28 protein-coding genes and 1 pseudogene are annotated in these 18,189 nt (G+C 51.2%); 1 reads left to right on the top strand and 28 read right to left on the bottom strand.

The window, feature by feature from the left end; translation table 11 throughout:
* The 14 genes and pseudogenes from PV433_RS11605 to PV433_RS11535 all read right to left on the bottom strand — a co-directional run.
* Positions 1-473: glycoside hydrolase family 25 protein (locus PV433_RS11605; RefSeq protein ID WP_332072307.1), on the bottom strand; the 473-nt coding region annotated here is incomplete at its 3' end.
* Positions 460-927 carry a phage holin family protein gene (locus PV433_RS11600; protein WP_332072306.1) on the bottom strand — a complete coding sequence of 156 codons (468 nt, stop codon included), beginning with the start codon at positions 925-927 and terminating at the stop codon, positions 460-462. The genes PV433_RS11600 and PV433_RS11605, both read right to left, overlap by 14 nt.
* Positions 928-1,548: 621 nt before the next feature.
* Positions 1,549-1,731, bottom strand: a complete 183-nt coding sequence (locus tag PV433_RS11595; protein WP_332072305.1) for a hypothetical protein — start codon at positions 1,729-1,731, stop codon at positions 1,549-1,551.
* A 58-nt stretch (positions 1,732-1,789) separates the two neighbouring features.
* Positions 1,790-2,947, bottom strand: coding sequence for an SGNH/GDSL hydrolase family protein (locus tag PV433_RS11590; RefSeq protein ID WP_332072304.1), 1,158 nt, complete (start codon positions 2,945-2,947; stop codon positions 1,790-1,792).
* 11 nt (positions 2,948-2,958) lie between these two features.
* The gene (locus tag PV433_RS11585; protein WP_332072303.1) at positions 2,959-3,330 is read right to left on the bottom strand and encodes a hypothetical protein; all 372 of its coding nucleotides are present in this window, start codon (positions 3,328-3,330) and stop codon (positions 2,959-2,961) included.
* A 684-nt stretch (positions 3,331-4,014) separates the two neighbouring features.
* Positions 4,015-4,536 (bottom strand): hypothetical protein, encoded by a 522-nt coding sequence (locus PV433_RS11580; protein ID WP_332072301.1) that lies wholly within the window; start codon positions 4,534-4,536, stop codon positions 4,015-4,017.
* Positions 4,537-4,933: 397 nt separating this feature from the next.
* Positions 4,934-5,083 carry a hypothetical protein gene (locus tag PV433_RS11575; RefSeq protein WP_332072300.1) on the bottom strand — a complete coding sequence of 50 codons (150 nt, stop codon included), beginning with the start codon at positions 5,081-5,083 and terminating at the stop codon, positions 4,934-4,936.
* Between the two features lie 3 nt (positions 5,084-5,086).
* Positions 5,087-5,368, bottom strand: coding sequence for a ketopantoate hydroxymethyltransferase (locus PV433_RS11570; protein ID WP_332072299.1), 282 nt, complete (start codon positions 5,366-5,368; stop codon positions 5,087-5,089).
* Complete coding sequence (locus tag PV433_RS11565; RefSeq protein WP_332072298.1) at positions 5,365-5,949, bottom strand: putative phage tail protein; 585 nt, start codon at positions 5,947-5,949, stop codon at positions 5,365-5,367. Before PV433_RS11565 ends, PV433_RS11570 begins: the two co-directional genes overlap by 4 nt.
* A gap of 86 nt (positions 5,950-6,035) precedes the next feature.
* Positions 6,036-7,022 (bottom strand): baseplate J/gp47 family protein, encoded by a 987-nt coding sequence (locus tag PV433_RS11560; RefSeq protein ID WP_332072297.1) that lies wholly within the window; start codon positions 7,020-7,022, stop codon positions 6,036-6,038.
* Positions 7,023-7,424, bottom strand: a complete 402-nt coding sequence (locus PV433_RS11555; protein WP_332072296.1) for a DUF2634 domain-containing protein — start codon at positions 7,422-7,424, stop codon at positions 7,023-7,025.
* Complete coding sequence (locus PV433_RS11550; protein ID WP_332072295.1) at positions 7,421-7,756, bottom strand: DUF2577 domain-containing protein; 336 nt, start codon at positions 7,754-7,756, stop codon at positions 7,421-7,423. The genes PV433_RS11555 and PV433_RS11550 overlap by 4 nt, the downstream gene beginning before the upstream one ends.
* Positions 7,757-7,783: 27 nt before the next feature.
* A pseudogene (locus PV433_RS34080) lies at positions 7,784-8,749 on the bottom strand (XkdQ/YqbQ family protein).
* The gene (locus PV433_RS11535; RefSeq protein ID WP_332072292.1) at positions 8,742-9,443 is read right to left on the bottom strand and encodes a LysM peptidoglycan-binding domain-containing protein; all 702 of its coding nucleotides are present in this window, start codon (positions 9,441-9,443) and stop codon (positions 8,742-8,744) included. Before PV433_RS11535 ends, PV433_RS34080 begins: the two are co-directional and overlap by 8 nt.
* Positions 9,444-9,525: 82 nt before the next feature.
* Between PV433_RS11535 and PV433_RS34075 the strand changes: the two genes are divergently transcribed.
* Positions 9,526-9,789 (top strand): MJ0042-type zinc finger domain-containing protein, encoded by a 264-nt coding sequence (locus PV433_RS34075; protein WP_442951508.1) that lies wholly within the window; start codon positions 9,526-9,528, stop codon positions 9,787-9,789.
* A 20-nt stretch (positions 9,790-9,809) separates the two neighbouring features.
* Here the strand turns inward: PV433_RS34075 and PV433_RS11530 are convergent, their stop codons facing one another.
* The 14 genes from PV433_RS11530 to PV433_RS11465 all read right to left on the bottom strand — a co-directional run bounded on the left by PV433_RS11530 (position 9,810) and on the right by PV433_RS11465 (position 18,173).
* Positions 9,810-10,130 (bottom strand): hypothetical protein, encoded by a 321-nt coding sequence (locus PV433_RS11530; protein ID WP_332072291.1) that lies wholly within the window; start codon positions 10,128-10,130, stop codon positions 9,810-9,812.
* Between the two features lie 18 nt (positions 10,131-10,148).
* Positions 10,149-10,649: a hypothetical protein gene (locus tag PV433_RS11525; protein WP_332072290.1), complete on the bottom strand. Its 501-nt coding sequence runs from the start codon at positions 10,647-10,649 to the stop codon at positions 10,149-10,151.
* Positions 10,650-10,681: 32 nt separating this feature from the next.
* The gene (locus PV433_RS11520; RefSeq protein ID WP_332072289.1) at positions 10,682-12,394 is read right to left on the bottom strand and encodes a hypothetical protein; all 1,713 of its coding nucleotides are present in this window, start codon (positions 12,392-12,394) and stop codon (positions 10,682-10,684) included.
* Positions 12,387-12,590, bottom strand: coding sequence for a hypothetical protein (locus PV433_RS11515; RefSeq protein ID WP_332072288.1), 204 nt, complete (start codon positions 12,588-12,590; stop codon positions 12,387-12,389). The genes PV433_RS11520 and PV433_RS11515 overlap by 8 nt, the downstream gene beginning before the upstream one ends.
* 232 nt (positions 12,591-12,822) lie before the next feature.
* Positions 12,823-13,218, bottom strand: coding sequence for a phage tail assembly chaperone (locus tag PV433_RS11510; protein WP_332072287.1), 396 nt, complete (start codon positions 13,216-13,218; stop codon positions 12,823-12,825).
* 29 nt (positions 13,219-13,247) lie between these two features.
* Positions 13,248-13,712: a phage tail tube protein gene (locus PV433_RS11505; RefSeq protein ID WP_332072285.1), complete on the bottom strand. Its 465-nt coding sequence runs from the start codon at positions 13,710-13,712 to the stop codon at positions 13,248-13,250.
* Position 13,713: 1 nt separating this feature from the next.
* Positions 13,714-15,033 carry a phage tail sheath family protein gene (locus PV433_RS11500; RefSeq protein ID WP_332072284.1) on the bottom strand — a complete coding sequence of 440 codons (1,320 nt, stop codon included), beginning with the start codon at positions 15,031-15,033 and terminating at the stop codon, positions 13,714-13,716.
* A gap of 3 nt (positions 15,034-15,036) precedes the next feature.
* Positions 15,037-15,210 (bottom strand): hypothetical protein, encoded by a 174-nt coding sequence (locus tag PV433_RS11495; protein ID WP_332072283.1) that lies wholly within the window; start codon positions 15,208-15,210, stop codon positions 15,037-15,039.
* On the bottom strand, positions 15,207-15,632 hold the full coding sequence (locus PV433_RS11490) for a phage tail terminator family protein (protein WP_332072282.1): 426 nt from the start codon (positions 15,630-15,632) through the stop codon (positions 15,207-15,209). The genes PV433_RS11495 and PV433_RS11490 overlap by 4 nt, the downstream gene beginning before the upstream one ends.
* 4 nt (positions 15,633-15,636) lie before the next feature.
* The gene (locus PV433_RS11485; protein WP_332072281.1) at positions 15,637-16,038 is read right to left on the bottom strand and encodes an HK97 gp10 family phage protein; all 402 of its coding nucleotides are present in this window, start codon (positions 16,036-16,038) and stop codon (positions 15,637-15,639) included.
* Positions 16,038-16,433, bottom strand: a complete 396-nt coding sequence (locus PV433_RS11480; RefSeq protein ID WP_332072280.1) for a DUF6093 family protein — start codon at positions 16,431-16,433, stop codon at positions 16,038-16,040. Before PV433_RS11480 ends, PV433_RS11485 begins: the two co-directional genes overlap by 1 nt.
* A gap of 1 nt (position 16,434) precedes the next feature.
* The gene (locus PV433_RS11475) at positions 16,435-16,818 is read right to left on the bottom strand and encodes a phage head-tail connector protein (protein WP_332072279.1); all 384 of its coding nucleotides are present in this window, start codon (positions 16,816-16,818) and stop codon (positions 16,435-16,437) included.
* Between the two features lie 6 nt (positions 16,819-16,824).
* Positions 16,825-17,082, bottom strand: coding sequence for a DUF7210 family protein (locus PV433_RS11470; protein ID WP_332072278.1), 258 nt, complete (start codon positions 17,080-17,082; stop codon positions 16,825-16,827).
* 44 nt (positions 17,083-17,126) lie between these two features.
* Complete coding sequence (locus PV433_RS11465; RefSeq protein WP_332072277.1) at positions 17,127-18,173, bottom strand: major capsid protein; 1,047 nt, start codon at positions 18,171-18,173, stop codon at positions 17,127-17,129.
* Between the last annotated feature and the right edge of the window lie 16 nt (positions 18,174-18,189).

Below are 18,189 nucleotides of genomic sequence, written 5' to 3'. Positions count from 1 at the left end.
TGGGCGATCCACAGCGGCCAGCGGGCAAGCTTGCTGGCCAAGAATGAGCGAGCGAAAGAGCCACCGGTATAAACCATTACCGGGTGCCCGGAACGCTTCTCGACCGTCTCCAGCCATTCACAACACCAGTCCGTCAGTTTACTTGCCCCGAGCTTGGCCGCATCGCCTTCAACGTCCAAGACGTACGGAAGTTCCGCCGGCAGCCCGGTCACCGTCTCCAGAAAGTGCTCGGCTTCGGCTTTTGCCGTGTTGGGCGTCTCCGGGCGGCAGTAATGATAAAAGCCGACCTTCATCCCGGCGGCCGGTACGCCGACCGCGTTGCGACGAAAAAGAGGGTCGATATAGCCGACCCCCTCCGAAGATTTAACCACCGCCCCTTTGATTCCGGAAGCTGCGACTGCAAGCCAGTCTATCTGCCCTTGCCACTTGGATACGTCGATGATCGGGATATTTACTGGATTACGACTTTGCATCGTTATCACCCTCGCCCTTTTGCTTAAGCTGCTCAAGAAACTTAACCAGCCCAGGGGGCAGTTGCACTCCAAGCGGCCCGAGATTCTCGACAACACTCAGGCCTTCCCGGCCCGCATAAAAGTAAACGGCCAGTGTGCGGAAGATTGGAGCGTTTGCTCCGACCCACTGGTCACACATGGCCGCTAATGCGATTACAGCAAGCGTTATGCCCTTCCGGACGCCGCCCCAAAACATAACCTCGCTGTTGACCGTTTTGGTCTTAAACGCGCCCAGGACGCCTGTTACGTAATCGGCAAGCATCAGGGCAACTAGCACCTTAAGCGCTGCATCCCAGCCGCCAAGGTACTGAGCTATCAAGCCGGATACAGCGGTCATCCCTCCAAAAACAAATTCCTTACCGGTGCTGCCTGCAGCAGCCGTCCAAATCGTGGATACGATCAGCTTCGCACTCATCCTATTCCCCTCTCTGCCCGTTTGCGGGCAACAAAATAGCCCCGATACTATCGGAGCAGTCATGGTATAATCTACCTGTTACGCATTTTTAGTGAAAAATGAAAGGGGTGACAGTTGCAATGAATAGATTTATTAACTCAATTAAAAAATCGATAGAACATGAGAATTGGTATTCCGCTCTGATCGTCTCCTTAACCTTGCCGGATATTTGCGGGAAATACTCATACCCCGATATCGGAAGCAGCAGAAAGCGATACTCGAAATGGTTTGATGAAAACCTCCGGCACCATTACATTCAATGGGGATTTTCACCTGGTATTACTTTGCATGGTGATGATTGCTATGCACTTCGATGCTCAGTGCTCCATGAAGCTTCCAGCGAAATATCGCACCAACAGTGCAGAATGATCTTAGAGAAGTTTACATTTACCACAATAGGCGTTCATGGCGCAAAGGTTGGAAATACTCTTTTGTTAAATGTAGAAAGTTTCTGTCATGAGATATGTTCAACTGTTGAGACATGGTACTCCCGGTTAAGTCATGAGAATCAAGAGGAATTCCAGAGATCTTGTGTAAACATTTTTCATGACCGAGCTGAAGTGGGTGGAGTCATAATCACACCTAATAAGGAAACTTAGGAAAAACGGATACTTCCTTGATTTCCGCAATAAACAATTTCCCTTTCCAGTTAGGGTTTGTCTCTTTAATTTTTTGTGAAAAAGCAGCATATGCCTCCTCCCACGTGTCGTACTCCATGGTGTTGTTATCATATTCTGCTGTATCGCAAATTACATATTTACTCACTAGGCTCACCTCATTTGTACTCGTCTTTTTGATAGCCCCGATCGGCTCGGAGCATACTCTACAACGTCTTCAACCATGCCTCAATCTTATCAACATAGTACAGTCTGTAGCCTTGTTCATTCGGATGCCAACCGTCAGCATTTGTTGTGTAATTCGTTTTCAAATCTGCTATGAGATTCATGGACGGAACTGTGGCATATAGGTCACAAAGCGGGATACCCCACTTCTGACAAACTTTGACGATGGCCGGATACCATGTCGTATGAAAAACGTCGGTCAGAGTCCACAGTCGGTGAACCAAAACGAAGCCTATTTTCTTACCCGGAAAACGAGCTACCGCTTGGCTGAACATGTACTCCATTGCGCCGATAAACGTTGTGTGATCGTACGTATCAGTCATACCGTTAGTCATAGTCCCAAGATTGACCATGGTCGTCAGTGATTTGTCGTTCACGCCGCCTGACAGTATGACATAATCAGAATCAGCACGCATACTTCCAATCGTCTGGCTTACCCAGTGGCGATTGCCCCCGCCGCTGTTCGTTGTTCCGCTTGCAATTGTCGCTCCAGCGACAGCAACGTTTTGATACGTCATCCCGTTCCTGTCGGCAATGATTTTCCCATAACCTCCGACGTACCCTGCGGGAGTGCCCGAAGTTATGCTGTCGCCGTTGAGTGAGATAATCTTACCCTTCAACGGATTAGCTGAAGCAACTTCCGTGACTTGTGTCCGCTGTAAGTCGTTAAGTCCATATACGTTGTTCAGGTGCGTATCTACCCCATACGGTTCAAATGTTGCGGGATAGTCTGTGTTGATTGTAATCATTGCTGAACTTAATCTATACTTTGCAAAACTTAACCGCATATACTGCGCATTTGCGTTACTGATGGTCGCGGTTCTGTGTGTCGTTGCTGTACTGCTAGCCCCTCCGATGTAATTCTTGTTGGCGTCATACAGGTATGGGTTGTTGTTGTTCCCCATCCCGGAATCCAGCGTATATTGCACGACGTCGCCATTCTTGATTGGAATGTACTCCGTGGTGAAATAGTTAGTGTCTGCTGTCAGCGCGCCTCCACTAACAAGGTATCCGTCAATGATTGTAGATGGATTTATTAAGTTGCTGCTGCTGGACACCACTGTCATTGAGTCCAGCTGTGTTCGGAGCTCTTTGTCGTCAATAACAACAAATGCGGGGTTCATCCCCTGAAAGCTCATGCCGGCTCCTCCTACTCGTACGTAGTCAAAATATAAGATGTCGATCCGCTAACCTGCACTGTAGCCCGAGGAGTGCCGCCGATCTTGGCCGCAAATAACTGACCTGCAGGGACATTGCAGTCGAATCCGTTTACGTTAAATACGCCGGCATTTGTCTCGTCAAGATTAAGGATCTCAATGAGACTGACCGGCTTCGAAAAGGTGACAGTCCCGGATACCGCATCAGCCTGCGTCTTTTGCTCAGACAACACCCTCGCACCCATCCCGCCGCCTCCGGTCAAGGCTGCGAGTATCCCTTCCAGCAATTCTGCCTCATTAACCACGCTGTTGTCTTCTTTGATGATCCGGCCACTACGCGGAGAGTAATGTCTTATATCAGGCATCTTTTTATCGCCTCCTGATCTTCAAATAAAATAGCCCCGATTGCTCGGGGCGCTCCTATCATTTATCCTAATTAGATTAGACGAACCATAAATCTTTAATATACATTACAAAAGTTCCGTTAGTGTTACCGCCTGCGTAGAGTTGGACGGAATACTCTGATCTCCCTGTTAAGAACGAGGCAGATTGTAACTGCCAATCCGACGGGGTACTGCTGTTTATATGTCCGTACAGGTTACTGTCAATTACTTCCGGTATCGGTTTCACCATAGCAATTCGGGAAGCTCCTCCTGTCCCCGTCGACTCATACCGTACGCGTGCAATAAACTGGTCGTAGTTTCCATTTACCACGTGCGGAACGTTTTTATTCGAACGCATCCAAATGTAACCATTGTTAGCCGTTGATCCGACCTTATACGATTGAGTTGCGGCGTCGTACACGGCGTCTCCGTTTATATTCTGCGAATATGGCGCGAATGAGAACCCATTCACGAATACTCCGTTTTTGATGGCGTAGTTTGGCGGGATGTGCGCGTCCACCCATGCGCTACCGTTCCAATACTTGATACGGTCGCTGTAGTCTCGCCAATTATTTTCGAACCGTATATTAACCGCCTTGGGAACGACCCATGCGGAGCCGTTCCACGTTTTTAATTGCGGCATTGATTGCGATGCCCCCTTTACGTTTATACTGACGTATCGATCCAAATCGCGCCGACTACGGGATTCGCTGGCGCGGTTGTTCCGACTTTGAAATCGCGTTCATCCCATACGCGATAATCGGTGTTTCCCAGCGACCAACCTCCGACGCGTAAGCGGTGGTCGTTAGCGCTCATTCCGAAGTTGTACGCGAAGTTTGAGGCCACATGGAACGACATGTAGGCGTCGTGGTTCGCATCTGCTATGACTTCGAATTTTCTACCGGAGGCAACGGAGCTAATGTTTCCGGCAGATGGAGCCGTTACAATATCGCCAACCATTCTAAGCGTATGCAGCTGCGTTTCCCCGCCGATCGACTGGCTGCCGCCTGTGTGTATAAGATTGCGCAGAACGCTTCCGTTCCACCACGACGGGACAACCGAGCTATGGAGCGTAGCCCCCACGACTGGCGACCCGAAAACGGCTTGATTCCCGCTCATATGGACCATATTTACCGGGGTGTCATCCGTTTTGTAGCTAACGAGACCAACCCCATTATCCAAGTTCAAGGCAGTACCTTCCTGCATCGTTATTGCTCCGGTGAACAGGCCGCCCGCCGATGTCATGATCCGTACCCAAGGACTCCAGCTTCCATTTCCGCCGATTTGCGTCGGGCTCCCTGCCCTAACGAAGCATAGACCGCTTTGGTAATGGTCGAATAACAACTGCGTTATTGTATCGCCAGCACTACCGCGAATTACGAGAAGTTGCCCCCATGCGTTAGGCATTTCCGGCGGAAGTCCGGGGTGCGCTCCGTTAAGGCGATAAAATCCGCGCGTAACTACATCGCCGATATTAACAGTCTCGAGTACGCTAGACACCTCGATCATGCTCGCGCGGTCAAACGCCTGCTTAACCGCATTGGCCGTCGCTGCCTCATTCGTGGCCGTGCTGTTCGTCGAGTCGTTAAGCTTCGTGTGTCCGTATGTGTTCGGTCGTCGCGACCGTTGTCATATGTTCATCTAGATTTTCCCTATTCTCGTTAATCTCCTGCCCGATCTGGTTCATGTCTTCCGGTTCCACCGTTTTGTTTATTGTCCAATCTGTTTTGGCCACGGGTTAAACCTCCTTCACAAGTATAGTTTGTAGCATCATGGTATCCGAAGCGATCGGCACATGGACCGGGTTGGATGTTATGACGTTATTGGACGCATCTTTCAGTTCGATTTGCGTAATCAGGGATACATCCGCGACTGGTACCAAATAGTTTATTGCTACCATGCTGTCTGTGACGGACTTTACTTCGAAATTTGTAATCTCATACGAGCCGTTGAGCACGACTTTCGCGATCCGGTTATCCACGTAACCAGCCACATCGTGCAAAAATCCCGCCGTTATCATTTGACGATCACCTCCGGCCCGAGAGTCGCAAATGGTAACTGCCCGAGCTGCCAGGACCCAAGTTTATAATTCCATGTGACGTCTTTTCGGGAGATATGCTCCTTTAAGCCGATGCTGCCGGACAGGGACGTATTTTGTTGGTAAACCAAGTTGGCCGGCTTGATCGTATCGATCGTATAAACGACCTCGCGGAAGACGTTGGCATTCTCGATGTTGGTCGTTACCGTAAGCAGAAAGTTTTCTACGTCGACGGCCACGATCGTCATGCCGGGGCCGACGAGTGTGTCGAGCTGCTGCTGCAGGTACCGGATCGTAAATGGCGGTTTGGTCTGGTACCGGTTCAGGATCCGGCGCTTTCGGAATTCGAGCGACTCCGTCGTCGGATCGGCTTGGATGCCCAGCATCTGCTCGCGTCGCTTTACGGCTTGCGGGCTGCTTGTCATGACGAACTGATCGTCAAAGAGCTGCTGAACCGCTGCCTCAGTGAGTTGCAGCTCGGCGTCTTCGGTCCTGGCCAGTTCTACGAAATCGCGAATGTCCTGGTAGTATTCTGGCCAATACGATTGAATCGGTTTAGACATTCAGCGTCACCGTCCCCAGCTTCGGGATCTCTTCTTGGCCGAGCGTAATATTCGCCGTTCCGCCGTTCAGCGTCGTCCCGTTCACATCAACGACTCCGGGCACCGTCAGGATCGCTGCGTCGATGAGCGCCACGCGCACGATGATCTGGTTCTGGTTCGCCCAGTCCTTCCGTAGCCCAAACAGGTACGCCTCGATTGCGTCCTCGATGGACTGCTGCACCTGTCCAGGCTGTTGTCCCGGGCGTCAGGGTGATTGTCGTTTCCACGTTTATCGTTACGCCCTGCACGCCGGTGATCGTCACCTGATGTCCGATCGGCGCCGTACCGAGCCCCTGTCCGCTGTTGACGGTCGGGTCTACGGCCGTTTGCACGTCGCTCACCAGTTGTGTCGACGGTTCATTCCAGTCGGCGGCGATAATTGTGCATTTGACGGTTCCGCCTCCTGCCCATACCGGAAACACTTTCGTCCCGCCGACGCCCGGCATGGCGTTAATCCGCTGTTTGTAATCCGCGACGTTTCCGCCGAATGCCGGCCGGTTGACCTCTTCGTAATAGCGCGCTCGCAGCGCTTCGTCGGTCTCTTCGTCTTCGCCGGGGATCAGTACGTCCGTCAGCTCGGCGCGAGCGAGCCCGTTAATGTATGCGATCGGCAGCAGCGCGCCAAATTTTTGGTTACCGACGACGCCGGCCGCCTCGCATTCCAGGGTGTATACGCCGGTGCTGATCTTGTTGATCGCCACATAATTCAGGTTCTCGATGGTGAACCGGCTGCCGATCGGGATGTCGAATAGCGCATTCGCCGCATTGTAAAATTGCCCCTTTCGCTTGGCCTTTGTGGCAGGCTCCCGGTTGACGCCGAATTCGGCGCTTTTGCGGGTAAGATCCGCGCCCGTTGCAGTGTCGGCAAACGATAGATTGTAGTTGATGTCGAGTTCGACATACATCTGGGCCAGTTCCGCGGCTGCCGGGGCAATGGCGTCGTAAATGACGCTACCCTCCCGCTTGTCCACGTTATTCGGCACACGGTCCAGCATGTGCTTTAGGATCGCCTCGTATGTTTGATGTTCGTACACCTACCTTGTCACCTCCCAGGATGCCTGGAATGATCCGTATTGTGTGATGACCGTAAAGGTAATCGTCATCGAGTCCCCTTCAATGGAGACCGTGACGTCCTGGACTCCCCGAATCCGGTCGTCAACCGACAAAGCTTCCTGGATGATCCGGGTTGCTTCGGACTGGACAAACAGCGGGCTCATGCCAATGAGCCGGTTCAGCTCGTTTCCATAGTTGAAGCTGTAGATGAGCTGTGCGAACCGATCCGTCTGGAGAATCTTGATGACGGCCTGCTGGACGGCATCCAGGTTATCAATCATTCCCGTGACTCGTCCGGCTTCAAAGTCGAGTCGCCAGGTGCGGGAGGTTTGCTGCACGTTTTGGACCGGGGCGTTTTTTAATGTCGATCCGGTCGGAATCATGGGCTCACCACCTTGTCCAGAATGAGATATTTCTGCCCGCCTTGTACCCGGAGCAGAATCACCTTGTCGCCTTGTTGGAGCCCGGTCCGGATGACGACTTTATCGGTCAAGGCATCCCCGGTCGTGCCGCTGCCGGTCGTGTGGTTATGCCGCAGATCGATTTCGTACCGGGTCAACTGCTCCGGCACAATTAAAAAATCCGCATCGATCGTGAAGCGTTGGTCGACGTTCACTTCGAGCGGATTCGTATTTGTTATATTGCCGAACATAACGGCGCACGGCGCGCCGGCTTCGACTGCATCCTTGGCAGCCTGCTTGGTGAGCTCCTGCACTTTTGCATGAGCTTTCTGTGCAGCATACTAAATCACTTTGAGTTCGAGCGTCATGGTATGGTCGGCGCCTTCGTACCTGTGGATGCATTCGTCGATGAGGAAATATTGATTGACGCTGTACTCCGGAATTTGGACCGGAACAAAGCAGCCGGCACGGACCCGGGCGTCGCCGATCGCATCGAGCCGCAGACTGCGCGTTTCGCGGTTCTTCAGCTTCGCCAACTGCTCCAGGAGTTCGTTGATCTGCGCGGCGTTTTTGTTGTCATCGACGGATTGATACAGCTGCAGCGTGCCCCAGCGGGCGATATTGGCGCTGTCCTGGGCGATATAAACGTCCCGGCGGCCGGTATCCTTGTTGTCTTGGACCAGCTTGATTTTGTTGTAGGTGTCGGTATCGATCGACTGCTTTTAGGCATAGTCGTAGAGGATGCCGTTGCCGATCCGGATGTCGACGCGCATGTCCTCGACGTTCCGGACTGTTAAGGCGCCGAAGTCGTCATAAAAGACGTAATGGCGCTGCGTGTTCCATAGCGTCAGCGTGATCGCTTTTTCAATGATATCGAGCAGCGTTTGTCCATCCTCGACCATCGTGGGGATTCGGTAACCGGTGTCGGCCAGTGTCCCGGTCGAAAGCGAGAAGTCCTCCGCGATCTGCTGGACCACCTCGGAAACGGAAGTATTTTTGAACACGTATGTATCCGACGCCAGCAGATAGCGGACCTGGTCATAGGCGAGGATCTTAACGTCCTCGTCCTTGCCGAAATCGATCGAGAAGATGTAACCGTAAAATACGTCTTGGTCGCCATCGCGGAAACGGACAATGTCGCCGTTGTTAACGCGGAAGTTGGTGGCCTGGTAGATACCATTTTTAAGCATTGTGAACTCCAAGCTGGCCGGCTTCCCAACCCGCGCCGTTTTCCATGTCACGCCGGCCACGATTTCGGAGATGTTCCATACATTGCCGTCCTTATTGTCCAGCAGGATCTCAAGCATACATGGTCCCTCCCGGCGGGTCCGGCAGCTTCAGCTCATACCCAACCGGCAAGCTTTTCAGCTGTGCGTCGGATATGCCGTTCAGTTGCTGGATTTCCTTCCAGCGGGCGCCGTCGTCGAAAAAACGCTTCGCCACAGCCCACAAGGACTCGCCTGCCGCTAGCAGGTGCGTATTCGGCGGTTGCTGATCGTTCGGTCGCTCCGGCGGCGCCTGCTCGATTACAGGCGTCTCGACACCGTTAACGCTTTGGGTGGTTACGCTCACGCGCTGAGCAGCATAAAACACGTACCGCTTGAGCCGCAGTGTATACTCGATATCGCCGCTTCCTCCCGCCGATTCTTTCCAATCGAAGTTTTCGATGCTGGCCGGCGTATTCAGTTCGAACGATGCTCCAGTAAACACAAACCGAATGGGCCGCTTGCTTGCCTGCCACTTCTGCAGGTATTCAATATACTGCTGCGGCTCGAGCAGGATGCTCGCTGCAACGAATGGATAGCGCTGAGCGGGGAATATACCGCTGAACGAGTATTCTGCCAGTTTCGGGTCCTTGATCACGTTTACTTCACCCAGTCCGGCGACGTCGTAGGTGCGGCCGTTCCCACCGTTTCCTATTTCGATCGAGCCCGGATTGATTGGAACCTGAAACCCTTCCTGCTGATTGTTGAAGCTCAGCCAGATGCCGTAGTTGGACAATTGTACCACCTCCCGTTACAAAGGCTAGTAAGGAATTGTATAATAATGGAACGAGGCGCGTGTAGAGAAAGGTTAAGATTTCATGCCAAATACTACTCTAGAATCATTGTTCGGAGACGAAAAAATAGACATTGATTGCCCTCAATGCCAAAATCGTTTCAAAGTAAAATTCAAGCAAGTAGCTAAAGATGGTAGTATTGTAAGCTGTCCTAGCTGTCATACGAATATTGAGTTACGTCATGATGATACAACAAAGAAGACCTTAACTGACGCCGATAAGGCTTCTCGAGATTTCGAAAAAACACTCAACCAGCTCGACAAAACGTTCAAGAAATTCGGTAAGTAAATTCGCAGCGCGCCTCGCTCTTATTCTATCAATTGCTTTAATGTATCATTTGCTTCGTATATGGCGTTTGCTATCTTTTCCCCGTCAATTTTCACATTTCCGACAACGGGCTCATCGGTTTTTCGGTAGCAATAGTCAATTTTCGTTGCTTCTCGAATCGTGCCGCTCAACCTTTCAGCAATCCGCTTTACGATCGAATCAATGTCGCTTTCCTTGTTTACAAGGCCAGTCGACACCTGTACCGTCGGCGTGATCGCAACAAAGTTCTGGACACTCTTCAGTTCGGCCAACTCACACATCATCTTTACATCATCTTGCGTTATCTTGATAGTGATTTCCATGCTATCGCTCCTCCTCTTTTATGCCAATCCATATACACCTTTTGCAGACGATGCGATTTCAGTTTCGAGTGCCGTCTTGATATTCGCGACGATCGTCTGAATGTCGGATTCCTTATTCACTGGCCCTGTCGTCACCTGCACCGTTGGAGCCAAGCTGACAAAGTTCTGAATGTTCTTCATCTCGGCCAGTTCGCGCATCATGCGCAGGTCCTCGCTGCTGATATCGACCGTGTCTTTGATTTTGCCTACTTCTCCGACGCTTCCGATTCGGTTAATGTCCGCTGTCTTATTCCACGATGTAAAGTCGAATGGCGTCGCCGCGTTGCTCTTTTCAGCTTCCTTTGCCGCTCGGCTTGCTGCTCGATTTTCCAGCATGTCCAGCACTTTTTGTTCGCGTTCGACTGCTTTCAAGGCCGCGCTTTCTTTTAGCGCTTTGATTTCGTCGTTACCGGCCTGTTTCTTGGCCTCTGCCTCTAGGGCAGCTTTGGCTGCGAGCTCGATTTTGTTGATGGTCTCCAATGTCGATCATCCTGGTAGAGTTTCGGATTTTGTCAATCAGATTGTTGATATCGATCAATCATGCTATTAATCATATCTTCCATAATCTCAAGCGACTTTACCTTCATCCACTGGAAGACGTTTACAACACCATTCCCTATTAGTCGAAAGGCTACGGGGAGCAGATCGAAAAAGTTCAATATAGAGTTCCAGGATCTCATAAAGCCTGCAGCGAAATCGTCATTCGTTTTCCATAGCTTTATGATATACGTGGTCACGGCCACAATAATGCCGATCAGCGCAGCAATGGCCATGATGATGACTCCGATTGGATTCGCTGTCAGTGCTATGTTAAGTGCCCACTGCGCCACGGTCCAGGCTGTAATCGCTGCTACGATGCCCCATAGGATCGGCTCGATGATCTTCCAGTGATCCGTCATAAATGAATAGGCTTGCGACACGATCTTAAAGAATTTCACGAATCCCTCAACTGTTTTGGCAAGCCCTTTGCTTAGGCCATCGAAAAAGGGTTGGTACTTGCCGTTTTGAAATTCTGTGTTCAGTGTCGTGATCAGGGGAAGTAGGCTTTGCAGAGCTGCCCCGCCGGCATTTGCAAAAGCCGTTCGGATGTTGTTGCCTAATATCTCGGCTTGTTTCGCTGGGCTCTTCATCATTGTTTCGAATGCTTTCTGGCCCATCTGCTGTTTCTCCAGGAGTTTGTCGAAGGCTGTTATGAATTTCTCGATGTCACCGGTCTTGCCATATTCGTCCACCTTAAACGCCCGAATATCCACCTTCGACATGTTAAACCGTTCCGCCAGTGATACGATATCTCCGGTCATGGCTTCTTTTAATGCGAATGCCGCGCCTTCGATTCCGTTGCCCGCACTGTCGAATGCGTTTAATCGCTGTACCAGGTTGTTCAGTTTGGAAAGCTGGTTCGTATTCTGCGTCGTTGAGAAAAATGAGAGTGTGCCTTGCAGGGTTTTGCTTACGTCTTGACCAGCCGCCAGCGCCTCTGCCCTGAACTTCTCGAACATCGCTTTGCCTATCAGATCATCGTTGGTTCGCGCCTTGAACATGTCTTCCATTTTTTTCTGTTCCATTGCGCCGCCCACTGTCGCACCGAAGAGATTTTTAATCCCTTGAAACGATAAATAGGTCGCTGCTATTCCCTTTAATGTGGACAATAACCCGCTCGATTCGCTACGGGCATCCCGTAACTCTTTGCTCATTTTCTCTTGGCTTCGGGCAGCTTGATTGATTGCATTGTTCGTCTGGTTAACTGTGTGGTTAATTTGTCGGTAGTCATTATTGATCACTTGTGTCATATGGATGATTTGCTGATTATTCGTGATCATTCGTTGCTGATCGCTAATGGTCTTTGGGGGAACAAGACTTGCCGAGTTGCCTGGACCCGCTTTCATGGTCTGGTTTAATTTTTCGGCAGATGTTATAAGCGCGTTAACCTGCTTTATAGCCCGAGCAATAGGGCCGCTCATGGAGTCCATCATTCTTAGTGTTGATGTTACTGTTGCCAAGAGTGAGCCTCCTTTCACAATATAAAAAGCACCCTCGCTTAGGAGAGTGCTTGAAATGTCTATTTTACGTTTTTGAATATTTCTTTTGCTTTTTCTTTCTTTGTTTCTAATAGGAATCGTTCCATTAGTAGGCCTTTTTTTGATATCTGGGGATTTTTCTATTGCAGCTTCCTTTATTTCTTTTTCATCTTTAAATTCGTAAATTTTTACTGGTGATTTATCCATATAGAAATATGACCCCGTTTTTTGCTCCTACCGTTTGAGCTATTTGTTTTTTGTTTGGGTCAACCTTGACCCCTGCATCCGTATAAGCTTTGATGAAAGTATCCAAGGTTAAGTTGCTTTTCGGTTCAGAGGATGAACAGCCTGAGAATACCATGATTGTTATGAGTAAAAATCCAAGTCCTATCCATTTTTTCAACGTTAACGTCCTCCCTGCCATGGCTAATTTTTCCTAACCATATTATCACACTTTTACGCAAGGGAGGACGTTATCGTTTCATTGCCTTCTTTTCAGCCGCGATCTGTTCGTCAATTGCAGGCCATAACAAAAGCTTTTTCTTCCCGTGGCAACGCCAAAAATTCGCTTGGCCACTTGCGGAACTTGTGGAGGACGTAGTAGGCGTAATTCGCCTCGCCGTCGCCCTCCCGTATTAGTTTTTTGCTTCTTCGACCAGATCTTCCATCTCGACATCAAAGCCGCTAAGCTTCTGGATCTCGGCAGCAAGCGAAGCGATCTCGCCAGAGAGCAGTACCCTATTGAGGTATTCCTCCGACGTCGTGCACCCCAGTTTCTTGATGCTCTCCGCGTCCTTGAAGTCCGGCTGCAGCGTATGGTTGATAATCACCGTGGTATTGAATGCTTGGGCGTCAAACTCCACTTTCCGCCCTTTCGAAATCCGAGTAGCTCGCTTCCGGATGTCATCAAATTCTCGGTTTGTCATGGCCTTGATTTTGAATTTCAAGCTGCCGAATCGCGGCGAAATGGCTACTTCATCGGTCAGGTTATCGACCGGATTGGCGTTAAGGAATTCTTGCAATGTGGACATGGTTTACGTTCCTCCTAGCAGTGCGCTTATTAGACGCCGGTAATGGTGTTGAACTGGTCGGGAATGTCGTAATCACTGAAGGTAAACGGCATTTCTTCGTCGAGCATGTCGTCACTAGTGGCATCGAATTTTGCGGCCGTAATGCTGTCTAGGTTACAGGCGATTAGGATTGCTGTTTGTTTGCCCGCAGACGAACCCGGCTGCTCGTTAGTTACCTGGAGATCGAACCAGAAGTCTCTCCCCGTCTTCACATAGTCACGTATGAGTTTCCGGAACACAGACGAAACATAGTATACCGTCATCGTTCCGCTGCCCTTCCACCCTGCCGATCGCTGCGGCGTGTTCGTTCTGCCTAAAGTCGGCAAGTCCACTTTGTTCTTCGCGATCGTGGACTCGAGCGATTTGGCGTAAAACAATTCCTCGACGCGGCCGTTGATGGTGGCAAACGCTTTAGCATATTTCCCACTGATTGGATCCCCTTCACGCAAAATCATCTTATCTCACCACAACTTTCATATAGATTTTTTCGATTGCATCGACCGGCTGGATATACAGTTCGATGTAAACCGAATCCGTTTCATTGCCTTGTACGACCGTGATGTCCGTCTCCGAATCGAAATTTTGAATCGCGTTGATGTTCTGAAGCGTCTCTAAATACCGGACGCATTCGTTTTTCAGCAAGTTCCGACCGTCCGCGTTATTGTCGACTTTCCCGATGTAAAAATCAGCGAAGATCCGGACGAAATCGTTATTAATGCCATCGAGGACGCGGAGCACGCGGTTTTTGCTGAACGTTTTATTTTTCGCCGGAACAAAGCCCGTAAAGCTGTTGATGTCCGTTTCCACTAGTGCGCGGCCAGCATTTGCGGTAAACAGGAATTCTCCCGCCTGCAGCGCCGCCTCGATCTGCGAATTCGTGTACCGCGTTCCCACGTCCACAGCGTCATCGTAAGCCGTGAAGGTGAGCGACTGGTTCATTTGTGCACCCGCTGTCGCTCCGGCCGTCCACGCGGTCGCCTGCGCCGCTGTGAGCGTCGTTCCGTCGGAAAGGATGACTCCGTTTTTGACGCTGATGACGCCCTCATAGTCGGCCGCAGGATAGTTCTCCACGACAACCTGAATCTTCTTCCCTTCGTCATCACGGAGGCGTTTGGCAAACGACACATATGCACTCTTCAACGTATTATCCGTCACCGGGAGAGCCATTGTATTGAAATCGAATATTTCCACGGCGGCCAAGAAGTCGGTATAGTCCTGATTGGTGACTGTTCCGTCCGCACCGCTGGTGAGTGGTACACCAGCATTCGTGGCGAGTGCCCCGGTTCCGCTCCAGACGACCCAATCGTTTGCGACAAGCCCCGCAATGTTCGCCACAGTCTGCGTATCGTATACGGTGCCGCTGATCAACGTTTTGACGTCAAATTTTGCGTTGTCGTCGATATTCGTCTGGATCACGATCGTAATGTCATTCCCGCGGACACCACCCCATCTTGCCGTGACGGTGAGGTTCCCGGCCGTCGCTGTTGCCTTGGTCCCGACATTCACGCGGTAGGCCAGCAGCGTCTTTGCTCGTTTCAGGGTTTCGCGCACCAGCAGCATCTTCGGATCAGTAATGCTGTAACCGAGCGAGCCAAACGTATCTTCGCCAGCTTCGATTGCAATAACCTTTTTGGGCTCGCCCCAGGACAGAACGAGCGGAATAGTCACGATCCCGCGCTCGCCGATCGCCCCGATCGGTTTCGCTTCGCTGACGAAATTGATATATGTGCCTGGCCGCACCTTATTCTGTGTGGTCCAAGTTCCTCCGGTTGCCATCGATTATCGAGCCTCCTTATTCAAAAAATCTTCAATCAGCTTATCAGCTTCCGCGATCGTGTAGGACTTGTCATCCTCCAACACAGCGGCCAAGATATCCCGTTCTACACCCGGCCGCTGCCGAGAGGCGAGAAATTGCTGTTTGGTAAATGCCGCTTTCTTCAGTTTCTCGCTCATTTAATCCCTTCTTTCTGCTCCAGTTCTTGCATCTTCGGATCATCCGGCAAAGGTGCCCATACGTGCAGCTTGTACTCGACAAAGAAGTGTAGCACCTCGTCGATAATTTCAAAGCGCATCCCGTACCCAGTAACAGGGCGGCCGGCGACGTCGATCGACTGCAATACGTCCGTCAGCTTCTCCGCCATTGCGTACATGTGGTCGTTATCGCGACCTGGTGCGAAATAGTGGATATCAAACGGATGATGCCGCATGAAGCGCCGGCCGAGCTCCTGGGTATGAGCCGGTCCAAGCAACCGCACGTAGAAGCAGGGAGGCTCCAAATCCTGCTTGATCTCTTCCCCATGAACCGGAATGTCCGGGAAAGCAGCATCTAAGACAGTATTGATTCCGATGCGGACATCGTTAAATGTGACCAGCATGTGCTCACCCCAAATATTTCTTTAAGAATGCTTCCTGCTTTTTTTGAAGAATGGCCGGCAGCTCTCGCTCCAGTTCTTTCTCCGAGATCGTCAGCATGAACCGGCCTTCAATCCAGCCCTTATGGTTCTTGGTACGGTGCCCAAACTCCACGTATATCGCATGGTCCACCGGGTTGATTACTTCAACCTGATAGCCTGAGGCAATTCGGATCACCCGTCCTAACGTCCAGCCGCGCCGCAGTTCGCCAGTGTCGACCGGAGTCCGGATAACGACCTTAGCGAGCAAACGGGCCGCAAGTTCATGGACACACTCTTCGATGAAGGCAGGGAGAGCTTTCTCTATCTCTTCGAAGTTCTTGGCGAGAGCTTTGATTTCTGCAAAATCGAACTCGCCCCACCTCGGCATTAGGCCCACTCCTTGCGCTGAATGCTAATCTCCTGGTGCGTCACATACAGGAACGGCTCGCCGGCTACATATTTACGCATCGGAGCGATTGGCCCCCACCCCGGGGCGGTAATACGACCGCGTGTGACCTCCAGAATGTCGCCCTGCTGCAGTTCCAACTCCGGGGCGATGAATAGCTTGGTTTCGTACCGGATGTCGTTCTGCGCCTCGGTCTGACTGTTCTGGGCGAGTGCCTTCTGCGAGATACGGCAAGGATGGTCCGTATATACCGGCTCAGCAACAAGCTTCGTCTCCTTGGTCAGCGGCTCCTTAACCTTGACGTGCCGGTAGACGGTGCATCGGTCCGTGTACAATTTCTCGATCGCGGAACGGTGCTTGCTAAAATCGATCGACACACTACCACCTCAGCCTTCGGTAAGCATGCAGGCTTGGACGGTAGTCGAAGACAAGCGATTCGATAACCGTGAGACTTGGAACTGGTGGAGCTACCTGTTTGACCGGCTTGACCGTCGTGTCTCCGATATGGGTTTCGTATACTTCTACCGGATCCGGATTCGGGTACAAAATTGCAGATTGCTCCGCGGATAGAGCACCCGCGGCCATGGCTGCCCAAGTTTGTTTAAGTCCGTCCGGGACCGATGAGATGTTGCAATAATTCAGAATCGCTTCTTCGGTGGCGTCAATGTACAGGTCGATCAAGTCATCATGCGTCGTGTCAGTAAGTGCTATCCCTAAACGACGCTTCACCAAATCACGAATTTCCGCTTTGCTTATCGCCATCCGGGATCACTCCTCTTGCGGAATGATTACTTTAGCGCGAAGCAGCTCGGGATACTCCTCCGCGGTTATTTCCGTCTTTTCACCGGCACGGTATCGGTGCTGATTGTGCTTGACATTAACAGCCCACTTGACGGTTATGGTCTCCGGCTCTTTCACCTCTGGCGGAACCGGTGGCTGTTGGTCTGCATCAGGGACTTGCGGCCCCATTTGATTCGGCTCATCTGGCGTCAGCGGCAGTTGTTCTTCTTTTGCTTTTCTGGACATGTCGTTCGCTCCTTTCGAAAATAGAGAGAGGCCGAAGCCCCTCCCTACAGCAGTACCTTAGCGATGAAGATGGTATCGATCGTTTCGAAGCTCGGGAGTACGATTTCCGAAACAATCGTTTCTACGTTAACTGGATGCGGCTCCTTAATCGTTGTGATCGCCACCCCTGTATTCACAATAGATACTTCCGCAGCAGTTGCGCCGCTCATCAAGTCGGCTTCTTCCGGCGTCGTACCGTACCAGGTGTTGCCCAGATTTCCATCCGGGACCAATGTAAAGTGCTTTTCCGGATAGAACAGATGCGAGCTACCATCCTGCAGCGCGTACTTCTTGGAATATACAGCTACGGAAATGCCAAGCTTGGTTTGGATATACTGCTTCAGCATCGAATCCGTCATGATGATGTTCTGGCCGCCGAGTGGATTCATATCGAGTCGGATGGACGGATGCGCCATCAGTGCATTCCAGACATCCAGGGAGCAGATGGCGCGGGTCGGCTTCGTCCCTGTATCCTGCTCGACAATCTGCTGCCAGCTCTGGATATCTTGAATCGGCGTGCTGGTTGCATCGGTCCAAGCTCCTGAGCCTGTTAAGGTTTCCTTATGGTCCGCATCCATTTGGTAGTTGTAGTCGTAGTCCTGACGGTTTGCCGTGATCTTGATTTTGCCTGTCGAGAGCAATTGCATGATCATGCGCTCCGGGATAACCTGGGCGCCGGATACCAAGGTTGCTGCATCGTCAAAGATGGTTGTGATCATCGGCATGATATAAGAGTCGTTTGCGCTCTCGGCGAGCAACAGCAGCTCTTGTCTGTCTTTTTCCCCGATGCGCATTGCCTCCCGGAAAAACGGCATTTCCGTTTCAACCTTCGAAAGACCGATGCGATCCCGAAGCGTTGCCTTCGCATCAAATGCCGATGGCATCAGAGAAACAGGAAGGCCCCGGGCTCCCTTGATCCATTTCAGGTCCAGCCCGCGCTTTTTCTTCGGCGGGAACAGCGTGGCGCCGAGGTACGGGATATTGTTGGACGGATTATTCGTGATATAGGCTGCAATCGCCTTAGAGTTTACAAGATCAAAGATAGTAGGCATGAGTCACCTTACCCTT

The organism is Paenibacillus sp. GYB004 (assembly GCF_036577605.1).
Taxonomy (GTDB): Bacteria; Bacillota; Bacilli; order Paenibacillales; family NBRC-103111; genus Paenibacillus_AB; species Paenibacillus_AB oceani.
This window is presented reverse-complemented; position numbering and strand designations above follow the sequence as displayed.